At 41.8% G+C, this 23,900-nt stretch carries 22 protein-coding genes and 2 pseudogenes; 16 read left to right on the forward strand and 8 right to left on the reverse strand.

Annotation, left to right across the window (positions count from 1 at the left end; translation table 11 throughout):
- Positions 1-253 precede the first annotated feature (253 nt).
- Entirely contained in the window at positions 254-1,321 is a 1,068-nt protein-coding gene (locus tag ABF638_RS06720; RefSeq protein ID WP_435021323.1) for a DUF3616 domain-containing protein, read from the forward strand.
- Positions 1,322-1,344: 23 nt separating this feature from the next.
- Here ABF638_RS06720 and ABF638_RS06725 read toward each other — a convergent pair whose 3' ends face one another.
- Both ABF638_RS06725 and ABF638_RS06730 read right to left on the reverse strand, forming a co-directional pair.
- The gene (locus ABF638_RS06725) at positions 1,345-1,749 is read right to left on the reverse strand and encodes an NIL domain-containing protein (RefSeq protein WP_435021325.1); all 405 of its coding nucleotides are present in this window, start codon (positions 1,747-1,749) and stop codon (positions 1,345-1,347) included.
- Between the two features lie 475 nt (positions 1,750-2,224).
- Entirely contained in the window at positions 2,225-2,866 is a 642-nt protein-coding gene (locus ABF638_RS06730) for a glutathione S-transferase family protein (RefSeq protein ID WP_435021327.1), read from the reverse strand.
- 255 nt (positions 2,867-3,121) lie between these two features.
- Between ABF638_RS06730 and ABF638_RS06735 the strand changes: the two genes are divergently transcribed.
- Entirely contained in the window at positions 3,122-4,528 is a 1,407-nt protein-coding gene (locus ABF638_RS06735) for a cobyrinate a,c-diamide synthase (RefSeq protein ID WP_435021329.1), read from the forward strand.
- Positions 4,529-4,716: 188 nt separating this feature from the next.
- Here ABF638_RS06735 and ABF638_RS06740 read toward each other — a convergent pair whose 3' ends face one another.
- Positions 4,717-5,268 carry an NUDIX hydrolase gene (locus ABF638_RS06740; protein WP_435021331.1) on the reverse strand — a complete coding sequence of 184 codons (552 nt, stop codon included), beginning with the start codon at positions 5,266-5,268 and terminating at the stop codon, positions 4,717-4,719.
- A 100-nt stretch (positions 5,269-5,368) separates the two neighbouring features.
- Here ABF638_RS06740 and ABF638_RS06745 point away from each other — a divergent pair, with 100 nt between their 5' ends.
- From ABF638_RS06745 to ABF638_RS06755, 3 genes and pseudogenes are all read left to right on the forward strand, one after another.
- Complete coding sequence (locus ABF638_RS06745; protein ID WP_435021333.1) at positions 5,369-6,421, forward strand: dipeptide epimerase; 1,053 nt, start codon at positions 5,369-5,371, stop codon at positions 6,419-6,421.
- A complete protein-coding gene (locus ABF638_RS06750) occupies positions 6,405-7,451 on the forward strand; it encodes a DUF1611 domain-containing protein (RefSeq protein WP_435021335.1) in 1,047 nt (348 codons plus the stop codon). The genes ABF638_RS06745 and ABF638_RS06750 overlap by 17 nt, the downstream gene beginning before the upstream one ends.
- 20 nt (positions 7,452-7,471) lie before the next feature.
- Positions 7,472-7,564: pseudogene (locus ABF638_RS06755) on the forward strand (Uma2 family endonuclease); the annotation flags it as partial.
- A gap of 62 nt (positions 7,565-7,626) precedes the next feature.
- Here ABF638_RS06755 and ABF638_RS06760 read toward each other — a convergent pair.
- The gene (locus ABF638_RS06760) at positions 7,627-7,827 is read right to left on the reverse strand and encodes a hypothetical protein (RefSeq protein ID WP_435021337.1); all 201 of its coding nucleotides are present in this window, start codon (positions 7,825-7,827) and stop codon (positions 7,627-7,629) included.
- Between the two features lie 244 nt (positions 7,828-8,071).
- On the opposite strand from ABF638_RS06760, the gene mnmE reads away from it, so the two are divergent.
- On the forward strand, positions 8,072-9,493 hold the full coding sequence (mnmE, locus tag ABF638_RS06765) for a tRNA uridine-5-carboxymethylaminomethyl(34) synthesis GTPase MnmE (protein ID WP_435021339.1): 1,422 nt from the start codon (positions 8,072-8,074) through the stop codon (positions 9,491-9,493).
- Positions 9,494-9,610: 117 nt separating this feature from the next.
- Positions 9,611-9,718: pseudogene (locus tag ABF638_RS06770) on the forward strand (Uma2 family endonuclease); the annotation flags it as partial.
- Between the two features lie 44 nt (positions 9,719-9,762).
- Here ABF638_RS06770 and ABF638_RS06775 read toward each other — a convergent pair.
- From ABF638_RS06775 to ABF638_RS06785, 3 genes are all read right to left on the reverse strand, one after another.
- Positions 9,763-11,286 (reverse strand): DICT sensory domain-containing protein, encoded by a 1,524-nt coding sequence (locus ABF638_RS06775; RefSeq protein WP_435021341.1) that lies wholly within the window; start codon positions 11,284-11,286, stop codon positions 9,763-9,765.
- Positions 11,287-11,517: 231 nt separating this feature from the next.
- Complete coding sequence (locus ABF638_RS06780) at positions 11,518-13,020, reverse strand: UDP-N-acetylmuramoyl-L-alanyl-D-glutamate--2,6-diaminopimelate ligase (protein WP_435021343.1); 1,503 nt, start codon at positions 13,018-13,020, stop codon at positions 11,518-11,520.
- 53 nt (positions 13,021-13,073) lie between these two features.
- Positions 13,074-13,355 carry a glutaredoxin family protein gene (locus tag ABF638_RS06785; RefSeq protein WP_435021345.1) on the reverse strand — a complete coding sequence of 94 codons (282 nt, stop codon included), beginning with the start codon at positions 13,353-13,355 and terminating at the stop codon, positions 13,074-13,076.
- A gap of 329 nt (positions 13,356-13,684) precedes the next feature.
- On the opposite strand from ABF638_RS06785, the gene ABF638_RS06790 reads away from it, so the two are divergent.
- The 3 genes from ABF638_RS06790 to ABF638_RS06800 all read left to right on the forward strand — a co-directional run bounded on the left by ABF638_RS06790 (position 13,685) and on the right by ABF638_RS06800 (position 15,990).
- Entirely contained in the window at positions 13,685-13,873 is a 189-nt protein-coding gene (locus ABF638_RS06790) for a DUF4089 domain-containing protein (protein ID WP_435021347.1), read from the forward strand.
- Positions 13,874-13,974: 101 nt separating this feature from the next.
- Positions 13,975-14,601, forward strand: coding sequence for a hypothetical protein (locus ABF638_RS06795; protein ID WP_435021349.1), 627 nt, complete (start codon positions 13,975-13,977; stop codon positions 14,599-14,601).
- Positions 14,602-14,610: 9 nt separating this feature from the next.
- Positions 14,611-15,990: an AtzE family amidohydrolase gene (locus ABF638_RS06800; RefSeq protein ID WP_435021351.1), complete on the forward strand. Its 1,380-nt coding sequence runs from the start codon at positions 14,611-14,613 to the stop codon at positions 15,988-15,990.
- 159 nt (positions 15,991-16,149) lie between these two features.
- Here the strand turns inward: ABF638_RS06800 and ABF638_RS06805 are convergent, their stop codons facing one another.
- Positions 16,150-16,656, reverse strand: a complete 507-nt coding sequence (locus ABF638_RS06805) for a GNAT family N-acetyltransferase (protein ID WP_435021353.1) — start codon at positions 16,654-16,656, stop codon at positions 16,150-16,152.
- Positions 16,657-16,769: 113 nt separating this feature from the next.
- Between ABF638_RS06805 and ABF638_RS06810 the strand changes: the two genes are divergently transcribed.
- The 6 genes from ABF638_RS06810 (at position 16,770) to urtD (ending at position 23,842) form a co-directional block, all read left to right on the forward strand.
- Positions 16,770-17,663 (forward strand): isopenicillin N synthase family dioxygenase, encoded by an 894-nt coding sequence (locus tag ABF638_RS06810; RefSeq protein WP_435021355.1) that lies wholly within the window; start codon positions 16,770-16,772, stop codon positions 17,661-17,663.
- A gap of 69 nt (positions 17,664-17,732) precedes the next feature.
- Positions 17,733-18,872 (forward strand): NAD(P)/FAD-dependent oxidoreductase, encoded by a 1,140-nt coding sequence (locus tag ABF638_RS06815; RefSeq protein WP_435021357.1) that lies wholly within the window; start codon positions 17,733-17,735, stop codon positions 18,870-18,872.
- Between the two features lie 487 nt (positions 18,873-19,359).
- A complete protein-coding gene (urtA, locus tag ABF638_RS06820; RefSeq protein ID WP_435021359.1) occupies positions 19,360-20,676 on the forward strand; it encodes an urea ABC transporter substrate-binding protein in 1,317 nt (438 codons plus the stop codon).
- Between the two features lie 135 nt (positions 20,677-20,811).
- The gene (locus tag ABF638_RS06825; RefSeq protein WP_435021361.1) at positions 20,812-21,972 is read left to right on the forward strand and encodes an ABC transporter permease subunit; all 1,161 of its coding nucleotides are present in this window, start codon (positions 20,812-20,814) and stop codon (positions 21,970-21,972) included.
- A gap of 27 nt (positions 21,973-21,999) precedes the next feature.
- A complete protein-coding gene (gene urtC / locus ABF638_RS06830; protein ID WP_435021363.1) occupies positions 22,000-23,121 on the forward strand; it encodes an urea ABC transporter permease subunit UrtC in 1,122 nt (373 codons plus the stop codon).
- Positions 23,096-23,842: an urea ABC transporter ATP-binding protein UrtD gene (gene urtD / locus ABF638_RS06835; RefSeq protein ID WP_435021365.1), complete on the forward strand. Its 747-nt coding sequence runs from the start codon at positions 23,096-23,098 to the stop codon at positions 23,840-23,842. Before urtC ends, urtD begins: the two co-directional genes overlap by 26 nt.
- Positions 23,843-23,900: the final 58 nt, after the last annotated feature.

The raw sequence follows: 23,900 nt of genomic DNA on the forward strand, positions 1-23,900 counted from the left end.
TGCATAATAACATTAGTTAAATATTTGCATCTACTTGTGATATTTTTTTATGCAATGATTATTGTAAACTTTTCTTATGACTATTGATAGTTGCATACTCTTTTATAAGTATTCAATATCTATCAAAGGTCTAGATAGCAAATCCACCTAGCGATTTATATAAGTGATGATTTCTTAATAATTATTTTGAAGTAATTAAAATTTATATTATACTACTATGATTAAGATTTTTTAAGCGTAAAGACGATTTGAAATGCCAAAATTAAATTTACTAAATCAAGTTTCCTTGACTTTTGTAGATAAATTTAAAGAACATAGAGAAGACTTATCAGCAGTACTGCTTACACATCAGAAGTATTTATGGTTGGGGTCAGATGAAACTTCAACTATTGAACGCCTCTCTTTGGTTGATACTGATAAATTTACAGATCACCAACAATTTAGAGTAGCAGAATTTATCAATTTACCTGCACCAGAAGAGGAAGAAATTGATATAGAAGGACTGGCTTACACTGATAATTACTTATGGTTTGTTGGTTCTCACAGCTACAAACGTAAAAAACCCAAACCTGATAAAGATGATGCCAAAAACTTTAAAAGGCTAGCAAAAATTGAATCAGAACCCAACCGTTACGTCTTAGGACGGATTCCTTTGATAGATGGTAAGTTATTCTCATCTTGCCCACATCCCCAAAAGCCAGATGTGCAATTGAATGCCGCTAAACTAGAGGTGACGAATGAAGGTAATTTGCTAATGACAGCTTTAGTAGATGACCCACATTTAGGCTCGTTCATTAAGGCAGCAATTCCCGGAAAAGATAATGGCTTTGATATTGAAGGAATAGGCATTTATCAAAACCGCGTTTTTTTGGGTTTACGCGGCCCTGTATTGCGGGGTTGGGCTGTGGTATTGGAAATAGAGTTAGAAGACTCTACTGCTGGACTGATGAAACTGAGCCAAATTGGGGAAGTGAAGGAGTTATATAAAAAGCATTTTATCTGGTTGAATGGTTTGGGAATTCGGGATTTGTATGTAAATGGAAAAGATTTGTTGATTTTAGCTGGGCCAACGATGGATTTAGATGGCCCCGTGCAAGTTTATTGTTGGGTAAATGGTGTGAATTCGAGAGAAAATGCCTTCATAAATCCAGATTTTGTTCAAGATATTCCATACGGAAATCGGGAAGACCATGCTGAGGGAATGACGCTGTTTCAAGATGTTGCTGGTATACCTTCACTATTGGTAGTTTATGACTCTCCAGCAAAAACTAGGCTAGTGGGTGATGATGGTGTAATTGCGGATGTGTTCAAGCTGGGCTAGTATCAATTTTGGATTTTGGATTGTTAAAGGTTAGTGGAGATTGCTTGTACGGGACAGCTGGGGATACACTGTTCGCAGACAATACAGCGCGATCGCGTGAATGTCAATTTGTATGTCTCTGGATGGAGGGTAAGGGCTTCGGTAGGACAAACCCCAGTACACAAACCACAGTGGACACAGGTATCCTCGTCGATCGCAATTTCGCCTAAAGTATAAGAAACATTAACATGGCGCGATCGCATCCACTCGATCGCCGCATCTAATTGATCGATATCTCCCGCTAGTTCCACTACCAGTTTGCCAATTTGATTTGGGGCAACTTGGGCGCGGATAATATTGGCGGCGACGTTGAACTCTTTAGCCAGTACATAAGTGACAGGCATTTGCACGGCGCGTTTCGGAAAGGTGAGTGTTACTCGTTTTTTCACAGGTTTAACAGAGAGTTTTTTCTGTTGTAGCGTATTGAGAGTTTTATAAGAGAAGGTTTAACACAGGAAATCCACGATACTTTATTAAAAGGCATTGCTGAATCAAGGGATGATTCTTGTAGGGTGGGCGACACGAGAGCCCTGAAATACAAGGGACGGGCAAGATGCCCATCCCACAAAACTAGTACCGCTAGGCGGAATTAAAAATTGAAAATTGAAAATTGAAAATGAATACAACGTAAGCGTTTCATTGATTTGGAATGGGTGGTTTATTTCCGCCGTGCTGTACTAGCAAAATCATCCCGCAAATATGCAACGCCTGTTTGCCCAGTCTACAAATTGCTTTGTTGCATTGCCCTGCACCTTTGATGCATGCAAAAATTAACACATTTTAGATGTGCGATCGCTCTACACCAAGAGCAAGAGACGCGATAAATCGCCGTTTCTACAAAGGAATTATTGTAGAGGCGGCGATTTATCGCGTCTTTGTGATATAGTCATACTCGCCTCCACGCTCAAGGGCGCGTTTGTAAGCAGGTCGCGCATGAATGCGATCAACAAATTCTTTCAGCTTTGGCCGGTTCTGAACCTCTTCTTTTTGCATGGCGACTACTTCCAGGGGAAAACTCATTTGGATATCGGCGGCGGTGAATTCCTCTCCTGTAAACCACGTACTTTTACGAAGTTCACCTTCTATATAATCAAAGTGAAGTTTGATCTGGGGCGCCACAAATCCTCTAACTACGTTGCTGTCTCCTTCCCCGAAATTGTTTAAGACCAGCTTCATTACCAACGGTGGCATTGCAGAGCCTTCGGCGTAATGCAGCCAATATGTATAGCGCAGATGCTCCGGTGTATCGGATGCGGGAACTAGGCGACCATTGCCGTAGCGATTAACGAGGTATTCGATGATAGCACCAGACTCAGCAATAGTGAGGTCTGCATCTGTGATTACTGGTGACTTACCGAGGGGATGAACTTGGCGCAGCGACTCCGGCGCCATCATCGTCTTTGGATCGCGTTCATAGAATTTAATCTCATATTCAATACCTAATTCTTCAAGCAGCCACAGCACCCGCTGCGATCGCGAGTTGTTAAGATGATGCACAGTTATCATAAAAAGGTTCCTCTTCTGGTGGCTGATTTCTATCCAATCTGAGCTAATACCAATTTAATTAACGATTACAACACATCCTTGGGTAAAAACGCGATGAATCGCGTCTCTACAAATGGTCTATTTGTCGCATTCTTTTTTCAAATTGGTATAATCTCTAGCTATTAGTCATTATTAGACAAACTTTTTCAGATTAACTCCCCTAATTGGCTAGTTTTCTGCTTTTTAATTGGTATAAAAACCACATTTGTTTCATTTATGGCTTTAATCATTGCCGGAGAACGTAGTGGGGTGGGTAAGACAACAGTCACGCTCACCCTTTTAGCATCTTTACGTCGTCGCGATCGCTTGGTGCAATCTTTCAAGGTAGGCCCAGACTACATTGATCCAATGTTTCATCGACACGTAACTGGTCGTCCTTGTCGGAATTTAGACCCAGTACTGACTTCTGAAGCTTACGTTCAGCAATGTTTTGCCCGTCATAGCCAGTTAAGTGAATATGCCCTAGTAGAAGGAGTTATGGGGTTATTTGATGGAATTGGGCATGGGGAATGGGGCATGGGGCATGGGCAAGAAAAGCAAAAAACTGATTTTGCGAGTACGGCACACATTGCGCGGCTTTTAGATTTACCTGTGGTGTTGGTGATTGATTGCAGTCGTTTATCTGGTTCTGTCGCTGCGATCGCTCACGGCTATCGATCTTTTGATCCCCGAATTAAAATAGCTGGGGTAGTATTAAATCGCGTGGGGAGCGATCGCCACCTCTCTCTCCTCAAAGATTCTCTAGAACCCCTACAATTACCCATTCTCGGCGTGCTGCGTCGTCAAGATAACATCACAATTCCTGATCGCCACTTGGGTTTAGTACCCACAGCAGAACTTCCCGAACTCAACGCTTTAATCGATCGCCTCGCCGATTTAGGAGATACTTGCTTCAATTGGCAACACTTATTACCCCTGTTAAAATCAAAACCTCTCTCTCATCCCCCTCATCCCCCTCATCCCCCCTCATCCCCAGTCAGGATTGCTATTGCCCGCGATCGCGCTTTTAATTTCTATTACCAAGACAATCTCGATTTGCTGCAACAGCTTGGTGCAGAACTGGTTTTCTGGAGTCCTTTAGAAGATGCTGGCATACCCAAAGATGTGCAGGGAATGTATTTTGGCGGAGGTTTCCCAGAAGTTTTTGCCCAGCAATTAGCAGAAAATACCAGGGTTCGTGATGCAGTGAAAACGGCAATCTTTAAAGGAATGCCTACAATTGCCGAATGCGGAGGATTGATGTATTTGTGTGAGCAAATTATCGATTTTGAGGGTAAACCTTGGCCAATGGCGGGAGTTTTACCGACATCTGCTGTGATGGGTGGGCGTTTAACTTTAGGGTATCGTCGCGCAGTAGCTTTGCAAGATAATCTGTTAGTTAAAGCAAATACAACTGTTTACGGACATGAGTTTCATCGTTCCCATTTAACCTTAAATCCCACTCAGCCCCTCTTTGAAACTTCTCGCTATGATTGTGAAGAAAATATGGGATGCGAGGGATGGGGTTTACCTGCAAATGTTCATGCTTCTTATGTTCATCTGCATTGGGGAGAAAGTAGAGAAATTCCCCAGCAGTTTCTTCAAGAATGTCTGAAAGTAGCATCTTTAGAAACATGCATTTAAGAGGATGTTTGAAAAGTTCTGTTGTTGGTAGCGAAAAGTTTTAGATCCCCCTAAATCCCTCTTAAAAAGGGGGACTTTAAGAAGTTTTCCCACCTTTTTAAGGGGGGCTAGGGGGGATCAATAGGTGCTGAAAGTCACAGCTAACCACTTTTCAAACATCCTCTAAGAGGATGTTTGAAAAGCCTCCTTCAATCACAGATAAACTTTAAACCTAAGAAGAGAGCCGCAACAGTTCCGGAAACAGAAATTTCTCCTTGAATAATTTTATCTAAAACTGATTCTATAGGAATCAATACAACTTCAATCTCTTCTGTAATATCTAGTTGCTGTTCCCCAACTTTACTCACATTTTCTGCTAAAAATAAATGTATTTGATTGGTATCTTTACTTGGCTTATCGTATAGAGTTACGAGTTTTCTAAATTCTTGAGGAATATAACCAGTTTCTTCTGTCAGTTCTCTAATTGCTGCTACTTCCGCGCTCTCTTTTGTAGGATCAAAATTCCCTGCCGGCAGTTCTAAGAAAAATTCACCTACGGCGTGTCTATATTGCCGGACAAAAATAATTTCTTTATTACTAGTGATAGGTAAAACCATCGCTACGTCAGGCTTAATACTGACAAAATAATCATCTATAATTTTACCATTGGGCAATTCTATTTCATCTCGCCTCACCCGACACCAAGCGTGATCTAAAACCATTTTTGATTTTAAAATCTTCCATTTTTTTAAGTTACTCATAAATTAAGTAATGAATGTAAAAAAGTATAACAGATGTATTCGATAATCTAAACTTTGAACTTACACTGGCTTTTGCAATAACATAATATGCAAAATAAATATGCAAATAAATGTAAATTTATTTACAGTAAACAAAAGATTTCCGTTGACCATTAGTCGAGGTACAACGGCACAAACAACTAATGTATGGGTGAGGATCTCATCGGATGGAATCGAAGGCTGGGGAGAAGCATCACCATTTGGTGTGGGTAATCATCGGCAATCAACTGATGCAATCAAAGAGGCGCTACAGCGAGTTGTGCCTCTGTTGCAAGCATTCAGCCCCTTACAGCGGCAGCAAATTGAGCAAGTTTTAATACAAAACCAAGTTCCTTCTGCTGCAAAAGCTGCCTTGGATATGGCAATGCACGACTGGTTGGGTAAGCGTGTAGGATTACCTTTGTGGCAAATTTGGGGACTCGATCGCAATCAAATAGTCCCGACTTCTGTCACAATTGGGATTAATTCGCCTGAAGGTGCGATCGCAAGAGCGCGAGACTGGTTAAAATTTACCGATATCCGCCTTTTCAAGGTGAAGCTAGGTAGTCCTGATGGCATAAATGCAGATAAAAAAATGCTATTGGCGGTGCGAGAAGAAGCGCCTGAAATAGAATTATTTGTTGATGCCAACGGGGGTTGGAGTTTAGAAGATGCGATCGCAATGTGCAAATGGCTGGCAGATTTAGGTATAAAGTATGTAGAGCAGCCATTGCCACGGGGGCAGGAACCAAGTTTAGCAAAACTCAAAGAACATTCTCCCCTCCCCATCTTTGTCGATGAAAGTTGTTTTACCAGCGCTGATATTCCCGATTTGGCAAATTACGTGGATGGTATTAATATCAAACTGATGAAATCAGGGGGACTAACGGAAGCAATGCGAATGGTACATACAGCACGAGCATATCGGTTGCAAGTAATGTTTGGTTGCTATTCTGACAGTTCGCTAGCTAATACAGCAGCATTACAGCTAGCGCCACTAGCTGATTATTTAGATTTAGATAGTCACCTGAATTTAATTGATGACCCTTTTACGGGTGCATTGCTAAAAGAAGGAAGAGTTTTGCCAAACGATTTACCAGGTTTGGGAGTACAACACAGTGCGTCTACCACTTAATCAACGAGTAGCTATTTTACTTCATGAGGGAACTATTGGGACTCACGGCAAAACAGGGCTAGCGATTTTACGTTACAGTGAATCCCCAATCGTAGCCGTAATTGATCGCGATTGTGCTGGCAAATCCCTACCAGAATTAACAGGTATCAAGCGTGATGTGCCAATTGTGGCATCCGTAGCCGCAGCCCTAGAGTACAAGCCAGAAGTTTTGGTAATTGGCATTGCCCCAGGTGGTGGTGCTGTACCAGATGATTATTGGCTGGAAATTAAAAACGCTTTAGAAGCGGGAATGTCGCTGGTGAATGGTTTACATACACCAATGGCAAGTATCCCAGAATTAAATGCACTGCTCAAACCAGGGCAACTAATTTGGGATGTACGGAAAGAGCCATCTAATATCAGTGTTGCGAGTGGAATGGCACGCACTCTTCCTTGTCGGCGGGTGTTGACAGTGGGAACTGATATGGCCATTGGTAAAATGTCAACTAGCCTAGAGTTACATTGGGCATCAAAACTGCGGGGTTGGCGTTCTAAGTTCCTCGCTACAGGGCAAACTGGGGTGATGTTAGAAGGGGACGGCGTAGCTTTAGATGCCGTGCGGGTAGACTTTGCCGCTGGTGCTGTGGAACAGATAGTCATGCGCTATGGCAAAAACTATGACATCTTGCACATTGAAGGACAAGGTTCACTGTTACATCCTGGTTCAACGGCAACCCTACCCCTGATACGTGGTTCTCAACCAACCCAACTGGTGTTAGGACATCGGGCAGGACAAGTTCATGTACGTAATCATCCCCATGTAATAATTCCACCCTTACCAGAGGTGATTCGGCTTTATGAAACTGTTGCTAGTGCCGGCGGTGCTTTTGGAAGTGTTCCTGTAGTGGGTATAGCACTGAACACAGCCCATCTAGATGAAGCTGCGGCTCAGGAAAGCATCGCTCAAACAATAGCAGAAACGGGGCTACCTTGCACCGATGTAGTCCGCTTTGATGCCAATATTCTTTTGGATGCGGTGATGAAGAATTAGCTATCGTAAAATACTTAACCACTCCTGAAGGAGAACTGCTTCCAACACCGGAAGAAGTGGCACAACAGGAGAAAGGACACTGCGATCGCTTGGCAGCAAAACTGCGAGAATAAAATATAGATCCAGATACTATTTAACTTCCACGCTGTCTTGCTTGTGCCTGTTGCCCCAAATACTATGGATCTTCAGGAAAAACCCATTTTGGCGGTTCCGTCATTTTTTGTCGCAGACGTTCTTGTGCTAACTCCAGCATTTTGTCTAAAGGAGTTTCTTCAATAAATTTTGCGGCTGCTTCTCTAAACTCGATATTGGGACATTTATCCCCTAAAACACACCCGTTAACGCAGGCTTGGGCGCAGTCAATCTTTTGCTCCACAGTAAATCCCTCTCTCTAAAAGTTATGAGGTATGAGTTGTGAGTTATGATTTTCACCCCTAACTCTTCACTCTTAACTCTTTACTATCAGGCATAACCCTCCAGATAAATTTTACCTTGCCAGTTACCCCTCGACCCTACCTAAATACTTACCATTTAGAGAAAGTTATGAGTTATGAGTTATGAGTTATGATTTTTACTCCTAACTCTTAACTCCTAACTCCTCACTTTTATAAAGGGCGCTCATGTCGGAAATCTTTGCTACTACTGGAACTATAGCCGCGATCGCTACTGCTGTTGTCCCCCAACAGGGTAGTGTTGGGATTGTGCGGGTGTCTGGTTCTCAAGCAATAGCAATCGCCCAAAGTCTGTTTCATGCACCAGGGCGACAAGTTTGGGAAAGTCACCGGATTCTCTACGGTTACATTCGCCATCCCCAAACGCAACAATTGGTGGATGAAGCCTTGTTGTTGATTATGAAAGCACCCCGTTCTTACACCCGTGAAGATGTAGTAGAATTCCATTGCCACGGGGGAATTATGGCAGTGCAACAGGTATTACAACTGTGTTTGGAAAATGGGGCTAGACTAGCGCAACCGGGAGAATTTACTCTCCGCGCCTTTTTGAATGGACGATTGGATTTAACTCAAGCCGAAGGTATTGCCGATTTAGTGGGAGCTAAATCGCCCCAAGCGGCTCAAAGTGCCTTAGCTGGTTTACAAGGAAAATTAGCTCATCCGATTCGGCAGTTACGCGCTAACTGTTTGGATATCTTGGCAGAAATTGAAGCTCGGATTGATTTTGAGGAAGACCTTCCTCCGCTGGATGATAAAGCAATAATATCAGAAATCGATAAAATTGCCGCAGAAATAACTAAGTTATTGGAAACTAAAGATCAAGGTGAATTGCTACGCACTGGTTTAAAAGTGGCAATTGTTGGGCGTCCGAATGTGGGTAAGTCGAGTTTATTGAACGCTTGGAGCCGGAGCGATCGCGCCATTGTGACTGATTTACCCGGTACAACCCGCGATGTGGTGGAATCCCAGTTAGTTGTCGGGGGAATTCCTATACAAGTGCTAGATACTGCGGGGATTCGGGAAACAACAGACCAAGTGGAAAAAATTGGCGTCGAGCGATCGCGTCGTGCCGCCAATGCAGCTGATTTAGTCTTGCTTACCATTGATGCTTCAGCCGGTTGGACAGAAGGCGATCAAGAAATTTATGAAAAGGTACAACACCGTCCGTTGATTATAGTGATTAACAAAATCGATTTAGTCGAAGAAAGTGAGAGAACAACTCTTCAATCTAAAATTCCAGTTGCGCTGAAAGCGCATCAAGGTAGCGACTCAAAATCTAAAATTTTCACAGCCGCCGCCCAAAATCAAGGTATTGATAATTTAGAAACAGCAATTTTAGAAATAGTTCAAACAGGAAAAGTGCAAGCTGCTGATATGGATTTAGCCATTAACCAAAGGCAGGCAGCAGCCTTAACTCAAGCTAAAATGTCTTTGGAACAAGTACAAGCAACGATTGCCCAGCAGTTCCCTCTCGATTTTTGGACAATTGACTTAAGGGGGGCAATTCAAGCTTTAGGAGAAATTACTGGAGAAGAAGTCACTGAATCAGTTTTAGAGAGAATTTTCAGCAGGTTTTGTATTGGGAAATAAAACAGGAGTCAGAATACAGAATACAGAATTTAGAAGACTCTACCCATAAAGGGATAGAGTTTTAAGGTGAAAACATTTTATTTTTTTAGGACTTACGCACTGTAAAACTTAATCATGGAATACAAAACTGAACTGACACTAACTACAGGTACTATTTCACCCCTAGCCTTTCCTGATGTATCCGTCCAAGTTGAGCGCCTTATAAATAGGAGTTATAAGTTATGAATTATAAATTTATAACTCATCACTCATAACTTATAACTCATAGTTTATAACTCATTTTCTGTAGCGATCGCTCTTGGAATATTGCCAACAGTTGCCAGTTGCACTGTAAAAGTAGAACCTTCATATAATTTACTTTTTACAGAAATAGATCCACCACAGCGTAGCAGCAATTGCTGTACGATTGTTAACCCCAACCCAGCACCACCATAATCTTCTGTTGCTGCTGTACGCACACGATAAAAACGGTCAAAGATTTTGGGAATTTCGTTTTCGGCAATACCGATACCTGTGTCGCGGAATTCTAATTGGACATGATCACCTTGAAGACGGGCACGCACCCATACTTCACCCCCATTAGAGGTAAACTTAATGCTGTTGTGCAGCAGATTAATCACAATTTGCCTCAGACCACCACTCACGCACCAAACAGATGGGAGGTCAGTCGGTATGGTGTAGGCTAGCATAATCCCTTTTTCTTGAGCTACAGGTTGGTAAGTACTGACCACTCCAGGCACAATATCTGAGAGCCGCACTGACTCCAAAGCCATTCCTTCCCAATTACGTTCCAGTTGCACCAGTTCCAATAAGCCAGTAATCAGGGAATTTTGATGATCGCACTGGGTATTTAACATCTGTAAATAACGTTGTCGCTGGGGGGGTTTAAGATTAGGGGAATTTAATAATGAAAGTGCTGTCTTCATGTGCGTTAGGGGTATACGCAATTCCTGACATACATTTTTTAGATATTCATCTTTGAGTTGCTCTTTGTTGTGCAGTTCTTGATTTTGCTGCTGAAACTTGGTGGTGCGTACTGTGATTATTTGACGATTAATTTCATCTTGTCGCAAGAGTTGTTTTGCCAATAATTGATTCATCAATCCGGCTTGGGGCACAGCTGGACAAATAAAATTAGCAGGTAAAATTGGGGATGATTCTGGCGCGTAGACGCCTAGCGGCTTGTCGTTAGACATCGCTTGTTGGATACCATCTAATACTTGCTGAATTACTCTCCCCTCAACAGTAGTTATAATCAGCAACGGCTGGTTTTTATTAGTATTTACCTTCCCCGATGTCTGAGTTTTACGTTTTTTAAGTGGTCGATGAGCCAAAATTAAACTGCAAAACTGGGGCGATAACACCATCAGAAAGTTTTCCCGTCGCAGTTGGCTATCTGGTGGTAGGTGAACGAGGACATGATGGGAAGATGAGGAAAATGAGGGAGATGAGGAGGTATTTAATTTTCCTTCTCCCTTATCTCCCCCTGCTCCCTGCTCCCTGCTCCCTGCTCCCTCATCTCCCCCTTTTCCATTTTCGTCAATCTGGCAAGTATAAATGAGACTAGACGCACCTACCGAGGATTGATAACGCGCTAATTCTGATTGCCAAATTTTTTCTGGTGGTAGCTTTACCCATAAAGTGGCTGCAATTTGCTGCTCAATTAGTAAGTCAATTTGTGCTCTCACCAGTGATAGCAGAGTCGCAGGACTGAGGGACAATGGTTTAGGAGGCACTTGCACTCCCATAACCAGTTGATAAACAGACAGATCCTTAGCCAGAGAAACATTCATGAGTCAAGCACAAAAAGGATGAAGCAAGAAATAATTCTGTCTTCGATTTTCACCTTTATGTGTGCATTTTTTACAAAATCCCCACGGAAAGAAATATTAACTATGAAAAACTCCAACTAGAGGGGAGTGGGGAATGGGGAATGGGGAATGGGGAATGGGGAATGGGGAAGAGTTTTCTCCTCTGCCTTTTTTCAATGCCCAATGCCCAATGCCCAATTCCCAATGCCCAAATTAATGTTGTGTCTTCAGTCTTTCGTGTAAGGCGTTGCGTGCGTGTTCTCGGTCGTCAAAATGGATTTTTTCGGTGCCGAGAATTTGGTAGTCTTCGTGACCCTTACCAGCAAGTAACACTCCATCACCGGGTTGTGCTTGTAAAATAGCGGTACGAATAGCAGTAGCACGATCGCAAATTACAGTTGGCTGCACTGTGTCAGCGATTCCCGTCAAAATATCTTGCAAAATCTTTTCTGGATCTTCAGTCCGGGGATTATCTGATGTCACTACTGCCACATCAGCTAACTCAGCAGCGATTTTACCCATTTTTGGGCGCTTAGTGCGATCGCGATCGCCTCCACAACCAAATACACAAATCACTTTACCCGGTATAAATGGACGTGCAGCTTTCAGTAAATTTTCTAAACTATCGGGTGTGTGGGCATAATCCACAATCACGCTAATATCTTGGTCAGGATTAATCTGTACCCGCTCCATGCGTCCGGGAACTCCTGGAAACTCAGGTATCACAGATGCCACTAATTGCAAATCTAGCCCTAAATGTAAAACTGCTCCTACGGCTGCAAGAAGATTTTCTAAATTATATTGTCCGACTAGGGGCGATCGAAAAGCTACGTCACCTTTTGGTGTATGTAATGTCCCACTGACACCATTCGGCTGGTAATTTAAATCACTCATCCATAAATCAGCGCTGTTGTCGTTGACGCTGTAACTCCAAACTCGTTGGGAATCTAAGGAGGCAATTAACCGCTTCCCGTAGGAATCATCAGCATTAATTATTGCCCGTCCCTTGAGATAATTAGGGCTAAATAACAACGCTTTGGCAGCAAAGTAATCTTCCATGTCGCTGTGATAGTCGAGATGGTCTTGGGTAAGATTACTGAATACCGCTACCTCAAATTCACAACCCAACACTCTACCTTGGGCCAAAGCGTGAGAACTTACTTCCATCACGCCGAACTCACTACCAGCATTTACCGCCTCAGCTAGCTGCTGTTGCAGTTCCACAGCAAAGGGGGTAGTGTGGGCAGCAGTTTGCTCAAAACCTGCCCAACGAGTGTAGAGAGTTCCCATCAAAGCTGTAGCTAGATTAGCTTTGTTGAGGAGAAATTCAATTAGATGAGTAGTTGTAGTTTTGCCATTTGTACCAGTCACACCCACCAGCTTGAGTTTTCGCCCCGGATAACCGTAAAAAGCACTGGCTATTTGGGCACAAGCTTGAGTGATGTTGCTTGCACTGATGACCACAGCCTGATTTGTGGGAGGATTTTTTTGTGCAGCTTCAGGAGAAACGATCGCAGCTACAGCCCCGGATGCGATCGCACTTTGCCAAAATTCCCCACCATCAACCCGCGTTCCTGGCATCCCAATAAACAAATCTCCCACACGACAAGCATGGGAATTTGTCTTCAAACCCCTAACTTCCACATCCTCCAAAGTCGGATGGCTAGGTAATTGTTCAACACTGTCTACCGCTGTTAGTAATTCCCGCAATTTCATTTTGTGAACCTCGTCACATTCTTAATCTTGCGCTTATTCTGCATTATTTTTTTCTAATTGGCTAAATACTTTCGCAACATTTGCTCCAACTGCTGCACACTAGCACGAGGTGAAGGACGCGGCAATGGTTTCTCACTCTCCTCTTCTTCCTCCTCGCCTCTGTGGTTTGATAAATAAAGTATCGGCACTTCATACTCATACGCAGCAAACCAATCTTCACGAGTCGTAATATCCCTAATTTCCAACTCGAAACTGGGATTTTGGATTTGTTCTAGCTTTTCTTGCAAGCCTTCACATAAATGACAGCCGGGTTTACTGTATAAAATTAATCGCATTGTTTATTTGAGTTGGCGTAAGAACTTAAGTAAGTCGGCGCAATTAAAGCTAACTGGCTGGGGCTGTCATTTGTCCCCTGTCATTCGTCATTGGTAAAGATTTTAAGCCTATTTACGTTTAATAACATAATTTAGGTTAGGAAAAATCCACCAAAAACCTAACCCCCTAACCCCCTTCCCGACGCGGGAAGGGGGAAAATTCAAAGTCTCTCCTAAAAGGAGAGAGATTTAGAGAGAGGTTTTCCAGATGCCGTAAAAAGTCAGGAAGTTATAAGTTTAGAATAACGTAGACGCTTCGACTTGCCGTAGGCTACCGCAAAGGAAGAAAGATGAGAAGAGAAGAATTTGATGTGGGTGAATATGTTGATCAGATGGGGTTTTTGTTGAATTTAGAGATCAGAGATGAGTATCGTGATGGTGTGGTGGCAAATTTTGAGAGAATTAGTGCGATCGCTAGTCTTGTAAATTCTTTCCCTTTACCAGAGGAAATTGAAGTTGCACCAGTGTTTGAACCATAATGACTTCAACAATAGCTATGTTGATGTTTTAGTAAAATTACTGAGCTTGCAGTATAACTAACGATACTAAGATATTAGCCGACTATATCTTGGAAAATCAGATGAATAATTTCAATGCTTCTAGTTCATTGAAGTCTGCGGGTGTCAGTAGATTGTTGGTGCGGTTGCTTTGGATGCTGTTAGGATTTGGCATTGCTTCTACGCTATTATCTTTGTTGGAAGTCATAGCAAAACCACTTTACCAGCTACTTGCTTCTCTTGATGCACTTGTATCAATCATTTCGTTATTTATCAGCTTAATTTCAATCATTGTTTTTTTGGTTTGGCTATATCGTCTCCATGCCGATTTAAAGAATCTATTTAAGGAATATCCGATTACGCCAGGAGGTGCGATCGCGCGATTTCTAATTCCCATATATAGCATTTGGGGAATAGCTAACACGTTGTCCACTTTTGCCGACCGATTTAAAGAGGAAGGTGATGATTTAACACGTTTAAGTGAACAAGTGCGATTGTTAATAGGGCCGCTATATGGTTTTATGATCGGGTCAAACCTTGTGACTCGTATGGCTCTTACAGAAAGTCTTAAAAATCCTGAAAACAAATTTATGCCCTTTTGGTTTTTATTATCTTGTATTCTAGATTTAGGTTTTAGTGCTACTTTGCTACAACTAACAAAAACTATGCGGACTGCTATTACTCAAAAAGCTAAACGCGCTATCTCTTAATATTTCAGCATGAATTTTAATTCAGCCGATGCCATCACAATATCAACTGCTGTCCGCGAAGGTAAAGTTAGCGCAGTGGAAGTTACTAAAACTGCATTAGCACGAATAGCAACGCGGGATGATCAACTCAATTGTTTTACGGCTGTCACTGCTGAAACAGCTTTAACAGATGCAGCCCGCATTGACAGGGAAATTGCCCAAGGGAATAATCCTGGAATGCTTGCTGGTGTGCCTTTTGCGGTGAAAAATCTCTTCGATATCGCTGGTTTAACGACTCTGGCGGGATCGAAAATCAATGCAGAAAACCCACCAGCTACCCAAGACGCAACCGCAGTAGCCAAGCTGAAACAAGCGGGTGCTTTGCTGGTTGGCGCTTTGAATATGGATGAGTACGCTTATGGCTTCGTAACGGAAAATTCTCATTATGGCGCGACTCATAACCCCCATGATTTACAGCGAGTTGCTGGTGGTTCATCAGGTGGTTCGGCTGCGGCTGTTGCTGCTGGATTAGTACCGCTGACATTGGGTTCTGATACTAATGGTTCTATTCGCGTTCCGGCGGCGTTGTGCGGCGTTTTTGGTTTCAAGCCGACTTACGGGAGATTATCTCGTGCTGGGGTAGCTTTATTTTCTAGCAGTTTTGACCACATTGGCCCTTTTGCGCGATCGGTGCAGGATATCGCGACGGTGTTTGATGTGCTTCAGGGAGAAGACGATCGCGATCCAATTTGTACAAAGCGTCCGCCTGAATTGGTTTTACCACAACTCAAACAAGATATTTCTGATATCAGAATTGCGATCGCTGGTGATTATTTCACCAAAGGTGCAGAACCGGAAGCTTTAGCAGCAGTCCAAAAGGTAGCTGATGCAATAGAAGTCACTGGGTACGTAATCATACCAGAAGCACACCGCGCCCGTGCAGCAGCCTTTGTGATTACAGCTAGCGAGGGCGCAAATCTGCATTTGGATAAATTGCGATGTCGTCCTCAAGATTTTGATGCGGCTACACGCGATCGCTTTTTGGCTGGGGCGTTAATTCCAAGTAGCTGGTATCTGCAAGCACAACGGTTTAGAAAATGGTATCGCGATCGCCTTCGGGAAGTATTTCAAAATGTTGATGTAATTCTTGCCCCAACTACACCAATTTCCGCACCGTTAATTGGTCAACAAACGATGATTTTGGATGGCGAAGAAATTCTTGTCCGTCCTCATTTAGGGTTATTTACTCAACCATTATCTTTCATTGGTTTACCCGTTTTATCAGTGCCAATTCATCGCCAAAATGCATTACCTTTAGGTGTACAATTGATAGCATCACCATATAATGAAGCGTTGATTTTAAGGGTTGCGGCTGCCTTAGAAGCAAAAGGTATAGTTCAGCATCAGTGATTATTAATGAATAATCGATGATTTGTTGTCATCTCATCTAATACCAATCTGAAAAAAGAATGCGACAAATAGACCATTTGTAGAGACGCGATTCATCGCGTCTTTACCCACAGTAAACGACTTTTAAAAGAACCTCTCATCTCTGAATCTGTGCGTGACTTAGACTCCATCAAAAGTAGATGGATAAACAACCTTTCCTTTATAACTTTCCTGATAACTTTGCAGTGGTTTAACCATGAAGAATTCCTCTGGTATTGGAAAGGGAGACTCGATTCCATAAACAACAGAAGTTTTAAAGCCAAAACGAGTATAAAATTGGGGATGACCTAGTACAATTACTACAGCTTCTTTCTTTGTCTCTGCTATCTCTAACCCGGCTTTGATTAATGCACTACCAATTCCTTTTCTTTGAAACAGTGGGCGAACTGCCAAAGGTGCTAAACCAAGTACCTGTAATGTCTGTTCATCCACTAAGTCAATATAGCTAAATAAAATATGACCGACTACAACATTTTCAACCTCTGCAACTAATGAAAGTTCTGAAATATAGCGGTCAGAATGGCGAATTTTTTCTACAAGTTTAGCTTCGTTTTCTTGTCCAAAGGCTAATGTATTCACCTCAGCTATTGCTAGGTAGTCTGTCAAAGTTTCACAACGAATATTCATGATTTTAAAATCAATTCCATAAAAATCCAGTTTCTCGATATTCTAACGGAATCCCTGTTTTTTCCAAATCCCTACTAAATTGTTAACTATTAACAGAATATATTCAATAATCAATGGTCATCATTCCAATAATTGATTTAACTGCCTTCAGCAATGGCAATGCAGCAACTCGGCAAGCTGTTGTGAAACAAATTTATCAAGCTTGTCATGAAATTGGTTTCATGTACTTGCAAAATTCGGGTATATCAAAAAACCTCATAAATCAAGTATTCACTCACAGCAAATCTTTCTTCAATTTACCTTTAGAAGTTAAGCAAAAGCAAGCTTGGAGTGATGAATTTAGTAACATGGGTTACGTTGGGATTGAGAGAGAACGTCTTAACCCCAATAATCCAGGCGACTTAAAAGAGGCGTTGAATGTCAACAAACAAGCGGCTGTAGGGATAGATACTTCTATTGTCACTTTTTATGATAGTTGCACAGAACTAGCTAACACGATATTACAAGCTTATGCATTGGCGTTGGAATTGCCAGAAAATTATTTTACAACAAGACATAATCAACAAAATCATACCTTGCGACTATTACACTATCCCCCATTGCAAACACCATCCAAACCCGGACAAGTACGTGCTGGTGAACATTCTGATTATGGCAGTATTACTTTACTTTTCCAAGATGACATTGGCGGGTTGGAAGTACAAACAACATCTGGAGATTGGATTGCCGCACCTGCAATTCCTGATACTGTAGTAATCAATACTGGCGATTTAATGCAACGCTGGACAAATCATGTGTTTTGCTCAACCAAGCATCGAGTGATGATTCCTAGTGATGATAGGGTGAAGCAGTCCCGCTATTCTATCGCTTTTTTCTGTCATCCTAATGATGATACCGAAATTACTTGTCTGGAAAGTTGTCAGAAAGAACAATCGCCTATTTATCCCCCTATCCTTGCGGGAGAATATCTTTTAAGTCGTTTACAAGCAAGTTATGGTAATTCGTAATTCGTAATGACGCTCGCGGACTCGCTACCGCTACGCTAACGTAATTCGTAGTTAAGAAAGATATTTAATATGAAAATATACGACTGGATTGTGGTTGGTGGTGGAATTACGGGTGCTGCACTCGCTTACGAATTAGTAAAAACAGGTTTTGCTGTACTTTTGTTGGAGCAATACAGCACACCAGAGAATGCAACTCGCTATAGTTATGGTGGGCTTGCCTATTGGTCTGGTAATACGCCACTAACTCGGCTATTGTGCGAAGAAGCGATCGCACGTTACCATATCCTATCTCAAGAGTTAGACGCTGATATCCAATTTCGGGAATTAGATTTATTACTGACGATTTCAGCCGCTAATGACCCAGACGCAACTGCTGTATCATATAATCATTTTGCCATTCCACCTCGTTTACTCAGTGTCCAAGAAGCTTGTGAGTTGGAACCGCAGCTAAATCGAGAGGCGATATCTGGTGCTTTAACTGTCAAACATGGTCATATTCACCCAGAAAAAACAGCGCAAGCTTACATCCAAGCCTTTTTGCGGGCTGGGGGTGAAATGCAGATTACCCAAGTTTTGCAAGTATTGCAAGATGGTGTCAAAACCACCACTGCAACTTTCCACAGCGCGAATGTTGTCATTTGTGCGGGTGGACTTAGCCGCCAGCTTCTAAAATCTGCTGGTGTTTCCATCAAGCTGTATTTTACCCATGCAGAAATCATTGAAACCCCACCTGTTGATATCAGGTTACGCACCTTAGTTATGCCGGCTAATCTGCAACGGTTTCAACTAGAAGCTGAATCTACTCAAGTTGATGAATCGTGGGATGAACTTGGTAATGATTTAGTACCGCCAATTTTAGATGCGGGTGCAATTCAGTTCCAAGATGGTAGTATCCGCATTGGTCAAATTAGCCGTGCGATCGCAGATCCTCATGCCAAGGTAAACTCAGAGGTAAGCGAAAAATGGTTGCGAAGAAGTGTTGGTCAAATTTTACCAACATTGGAGAATTTACCAGGGACTTGGTATCATTGCCTAGTGGCATTTAGTAGCAATCAACTACCCTTAATTGGTGCTATCCCAGGATTTGAAGGCGTTCATGTTTTTTCTGGGTTTAGCAATCCCCTAGTACTTATACCACCTTTGGCAGAACGCTTTGCTAATTTTGCAACTGGACAGGAAGATGAAATTATTACAAAAATGCTAATCTAAAAGCCTCGCAGTTAAAGACATAAATATTATTGATGCTGATACATGAGGTACAGTCAAACTTTGGAGTTATAAAAAGCTGGTATAATATCATGTTCGCGTAATCAGTATTAAATATAAAATAAACTCCTAGTTTGTAGTGAGCGATTTATCGCTCAGAGCAGGGATTATCAGGACTAAAGTCCTTACTACAAACTTTAAATTTATTTATGCCTAGATACTTAGCAGTTTTTAACTGTCTAGAATCTCAGACATTCGTGGAGAAGAAAGGTTTTGTTCCTCCATAACGCATTGCATAGATATGGGAATCTTTAGAAAATTAACAAAGCTTAATCTTAAAAAGTTTGTTTTTTATTACAAAAACAAACTTTTTTGTATCGCTCGTCACTTTTTACTAGTAAACTATCGCACTAATATCACACTTTAAAGATTGATATTGTCAGCTTTCTATGAGTTGGCTGATTCATCAAGAGGAAAATTCATAAAAGATATGAGAAGACAATTTAACCGACGCAAGTTTTTAATCTACGGTTCTGCAACTTTTGGAAGCAGCTTTTTTTTGAAAGCTTGCGCGAATAATTCTCCAACTGCAACAGAGAGTCCAGCCGCGCCTCCTGCTGCTTCACCAGCGGCGGCTACTGCGGGTGACACCATCAAAGTAGGTATTTTGCACTCTTTGAGTGGTACCATGTCTATTAGTGAAAAAAGCGTTGTCGATGCTGAAAAATTAGCAATCAAAGAAATTAACGCTGCTGGTGGTGTCTTAGGTAAACAAATTGAAGCAATTACTGAAGATGGTGCTTCTAACTGGGATACTTTTAGAGAAAAGGCAACTAAGCTAATCGATCAAGATAAAGTAAGTGTAGTTTTTGGTTGTTGGACTTCTGCTAGCCGCAAGAACGTCAAGCCAGTATTCGAGAGCAAAAATCACATGCTCTGGTATCCTGTGCAATATGAAGGTCAAGAGTGTTCTAAAAACATTTTCTACACTGGCGCTGCGCCAAATCAACAAATTGAACCATCTGTTGATTGGCTGTTAAAAAATAAAGGGAAAGAATTCTTCTTAGTTGGCTCTGACTACGTTTTTCCCCGTACAGCTAATACCATCATTAAAGCTCAATTAGAAGCTTTAGGCGGAAAAACCGTTGGTGAAGATTATTTACCTCTTGGTAACACAGAAGTTACACCAATTATCACTAAAATCAAACAAAATTTGCCCAATGGCGGCGTGATTTATAACACTTTGAATGGTGATAGCAACGTTGCTTTCTTCAAACAATTGAAAGGGGCTGGATTGACACCAGATAAATATCCCTCCATGTCTGTAAGTATTGCTGAAGAAGAAGTTAAAGCAATTGGTGTAGAGTATCTCCTAGGTCACTATGCAGCTTGGAATTATTTTCAAACAGTAGATACACCTGCTAATAAGAAGTTTGTGGCAGCTTTCAAGAAAGAATACGGTGAAAACCGGGTGACAAATGACCCAATGGAAGCAGCATACATTGCAGTTTATTTGTGGAAGCAAGCAGTACAAAAAGCTGGGACTACTGATTTAGAGAAAGTGCGGGCGGCGGCTTATGGTCAAACTTTAGATGCGCCTGAAGGTAAAGTGACAATGGATGCCAATCATCACATATCTAAAATTGTGCGGATTGGTCAAGTTAGACAAGATGGATTGTTTAATATTGTCTATGCTACTCCAACACCAGTTGAGCCAGTTCCTTGGAATCAATTTGTAAAAGAGACTAAAGGATTTGCTTGTGATTGGACTGACCCTGCGAAGGGTGGTAAGTTCAAGAAAGTTTAATTCATTAGTCATTAGTCATTAGTCATTAGTCATTAGTCATTAGTCATTGGTTAATAGTTACAAGCAACAAAGGACAAAGGACAAAGGACAAAGGACTAATGACTAAAAAAGCTGATAGCTGTTATGGAGAAATAAGTGTTAGCAGGATTTTTAGAAGCTGTATTTAATGGCATTAGTATTGGCGCTGTATTATTGATTGCCGCGTTGGGACTAGCTATTATATTTGGATTGATGGGCGTCATTAATATGGCGCATGGTGAATTGATGATGTTCGGTGCTTATACAACTTATGTTGTACAAAATGTATGTAAGCAATTGGGCGGAGTGTGGTTTGAAGTTTATATATTTTTGGCTTTGATTGTTGCTTTTATTTTCACGGCTGCTGTGGGATTAATTCTAGAAAAAGGCGTGATTCGTTATCTCTATGGACGCCCGTTAGAAACTCTATTGGCAACTTGGGGAGTAAGTTTGATTTTTCAGCAGTTTGTCCGCAGTGTCAATTGGGTATTGATAATTGGCATAGGCTTATTTTCTCTGTTGTTTTTTGGAGGTTTATGGATTTTAAATTCCCGCACAGATTTGGGAAGAGTTCGTAACTGGATTGTGGCGGTGATATTTTTATTATCGCTGGGGGTGACAATCACAACAGCAAATTTATTGAGTCAAACTTATCAGTTAGCAGTAACTCAACCTTGGTTTGGCGCTCAAAATGTGGATGTAACTGCGCCTACTTGGTTACAATCAGGGATGTCTTTAGGTGGTGTACAATTACCCTTTGCCAGATTATTTATTATTGCTTTAACAATAATCTGTGTATCAGGAATTTACTTATTTTTACAACGTTCTAGCTGGGGTTTAAGAATTCGGGCTGTGACGCAAAACCGGAGTATGAGTGCTTGTTTGGGTATCCCAACTCAAAAGGTTGATGCGATTACTTTTGCACTGGGTTCTGGTTTAGCTGGTGTGGCGGGATGTGCGATTAGTTTGCTTGGTTCTGTAGGACCAAATACGGGACAAAACTATATTATTGATACTTTTATGGTTGTTGTCGTTGGAGGTGTGGGCAATTTAGCTGGGACTATTTTGGCTGCTTTAGGTATTGGTACGGCTAATTTTTTAATTGGTTCTGGGACTCTGGCTTTGTTGTTGACTCCTGTTAAACCTTTGGCTGATTTCTTTACTTTTTTTGCCACGACGAGTATGGCGAAGGTAATGGTATTTGCGCTGATTATTGTGTTTTTACAGTGGAAGCCTGGGGGGATTTTTCCGCAGAAGGGACGTACTGTTGATGTTTAAACCGCAGAGATGCAGAGGATACAGAGAATGATAAAGAAGGGGGGAAGGTTAATTTTAATTGAGGTGGGGGTGGTGATTGCGATCGCACTCTTCCTTATAATTATCATGCCACTGCTGCTTTCGGAGTTTCGCCTGAATTTGTTGGGGCGATTTTTGTCGCTGGCGATCGTGGCTTTGGGTATCGATTTGATTTGGGGTTATACTGGTTTACTAAGTTTGGGACATGGTATTTTCTTTGGTTTGGGTGGATATGCGATCGCAATGTACCTAAAACTCCAAGTCCCGACTGGAGAATTGCCTGATTTCATGGGACTTTATGGGGTTACGGAACTTCCCGCCTTTTGGCAACCTTTTTATTCGTTTCCTTTGACAATAGCTGCTGTGGTACTAATTCCAGGCTTATTGGCGGGAATATTAGGATATTTAGTATTTCGGAATCGCCTCAAGGGAGTTTATTTTTCTATCTTGACCCAAGCTGGAACTATTGTATTTTTCAACTTCTTTAACGGTCAACAACAATTTTTCAACGGTACGAACGGACTGATAGATTTTACAACTTTCTTTGGGGCAACGGTCAGCGATGCCAAGACGCAATTGATTTTCTACACGCTGACGGTAGTGTTTCTCGCAGCAACCTACGGCGTTTGTCGCTGGTTGACAAGCGGACGCTTTGGGAGGTTGTTGATAGCGATTCGTGATGATGAAAGTCGGGTAAGATTTTCTGGCTACGACCCTACAGATTTTAAGGTGTTGGTGTTTGCAGTTTCCGGTGCGATCGCAGGCATAGCAGGAGCATTTTACACCATTCAGAGTGGTTCTGTCTCACCCAGAGCAATGGATATTGCCTTTTCGATTGAAATGGTGATTTGGGTAGCTGTAGGCGGACGCGCTACTTTGATTGGGGCGATTGTCGGAACTTTGTTAGTAAATTATGCCCGCACTTTTTTAAGCGAACAATTTGCCGAAATCTGGCTATTTTTCCAAGGCGCACTATTTTTGATAGTCGTTACAGTCCTTCCTGACGGTATCGTGGGATGGTTGCGTAGTCAGAATATTTCTCTTTTCCACCGCCGTCAACAAATTGTTACATATCCCACCTTGGAAGAAGACCCCGAAGTGCAACATGAACGCGAAAATATTGGAAACTGAAAACGTAACTGTTAATTTTGACGGATTTAGGGCGCTAAATCAGCTTAACTTTAGCATGGATGTGGGTGAATTACGGGTAGTAATTGGCCCCAATGGAGCGGGAAAGACAACGTTTCTGGATGTGATTACAGGGAAAGTGCAACCAACCGTTGGGCGAGTTTTATTCAAAGGAAGAAACCTACGTTCTTTACCTGAATATCGAATTGCGCGATTGGGAATTGGGCGTAAGTTTCAAACACCTCGAATTTACCTGAACTTAACGCCCCGTGAAAATCTAGAAATTACCATTAACAAGAAGAAAAATGTCTTTTCTACTTTGTTTGAACGTTCTAATGCTGTTGAAAAGAATAATATTAAAGGATTATTAGAAACCATTGGTTTAACTCCTAAAGCTGATATTAGAGCAGCTTTACTTTCCCACGGGGAAAAACAACGTTTAGAAATTGGGATGTTAGTGGCACAGTCACCAGACTTATTACTCGTTGATGAACCAGTTGCGGGTTTAACAGATGAAGAAACCTATAACATCGGCGAACTACTTTTAGCATTAGCACAAAGTCATTCAATTTTAGTAATTGAACATGATATGGAATTTGTGCGGCAAATTGCCAAGAAAGTAACAGTTTTACATGAAGGTTCGGTGCTGTGCGAAGGGAATTTTGAGGAAGTTCAAAATGACTCTCGTGTTATTGAAGTATATCTAGGAAAACAGGAAGAGTAGATTTCAATACTGCTCGCTTTGTGCATTTTTAACTCGGAATAGGGTTTGGGAAAAGGTT

This window comes from Nostoc sp. CALU 1950, from assembly GCF_051172895.1.
GTDB lineage: Bacteria > Cyanobacteriota > Cyanobacteriia > Cyanobacteriales > Nostocaceae > Nostoc > Nostoc edaphicum_A.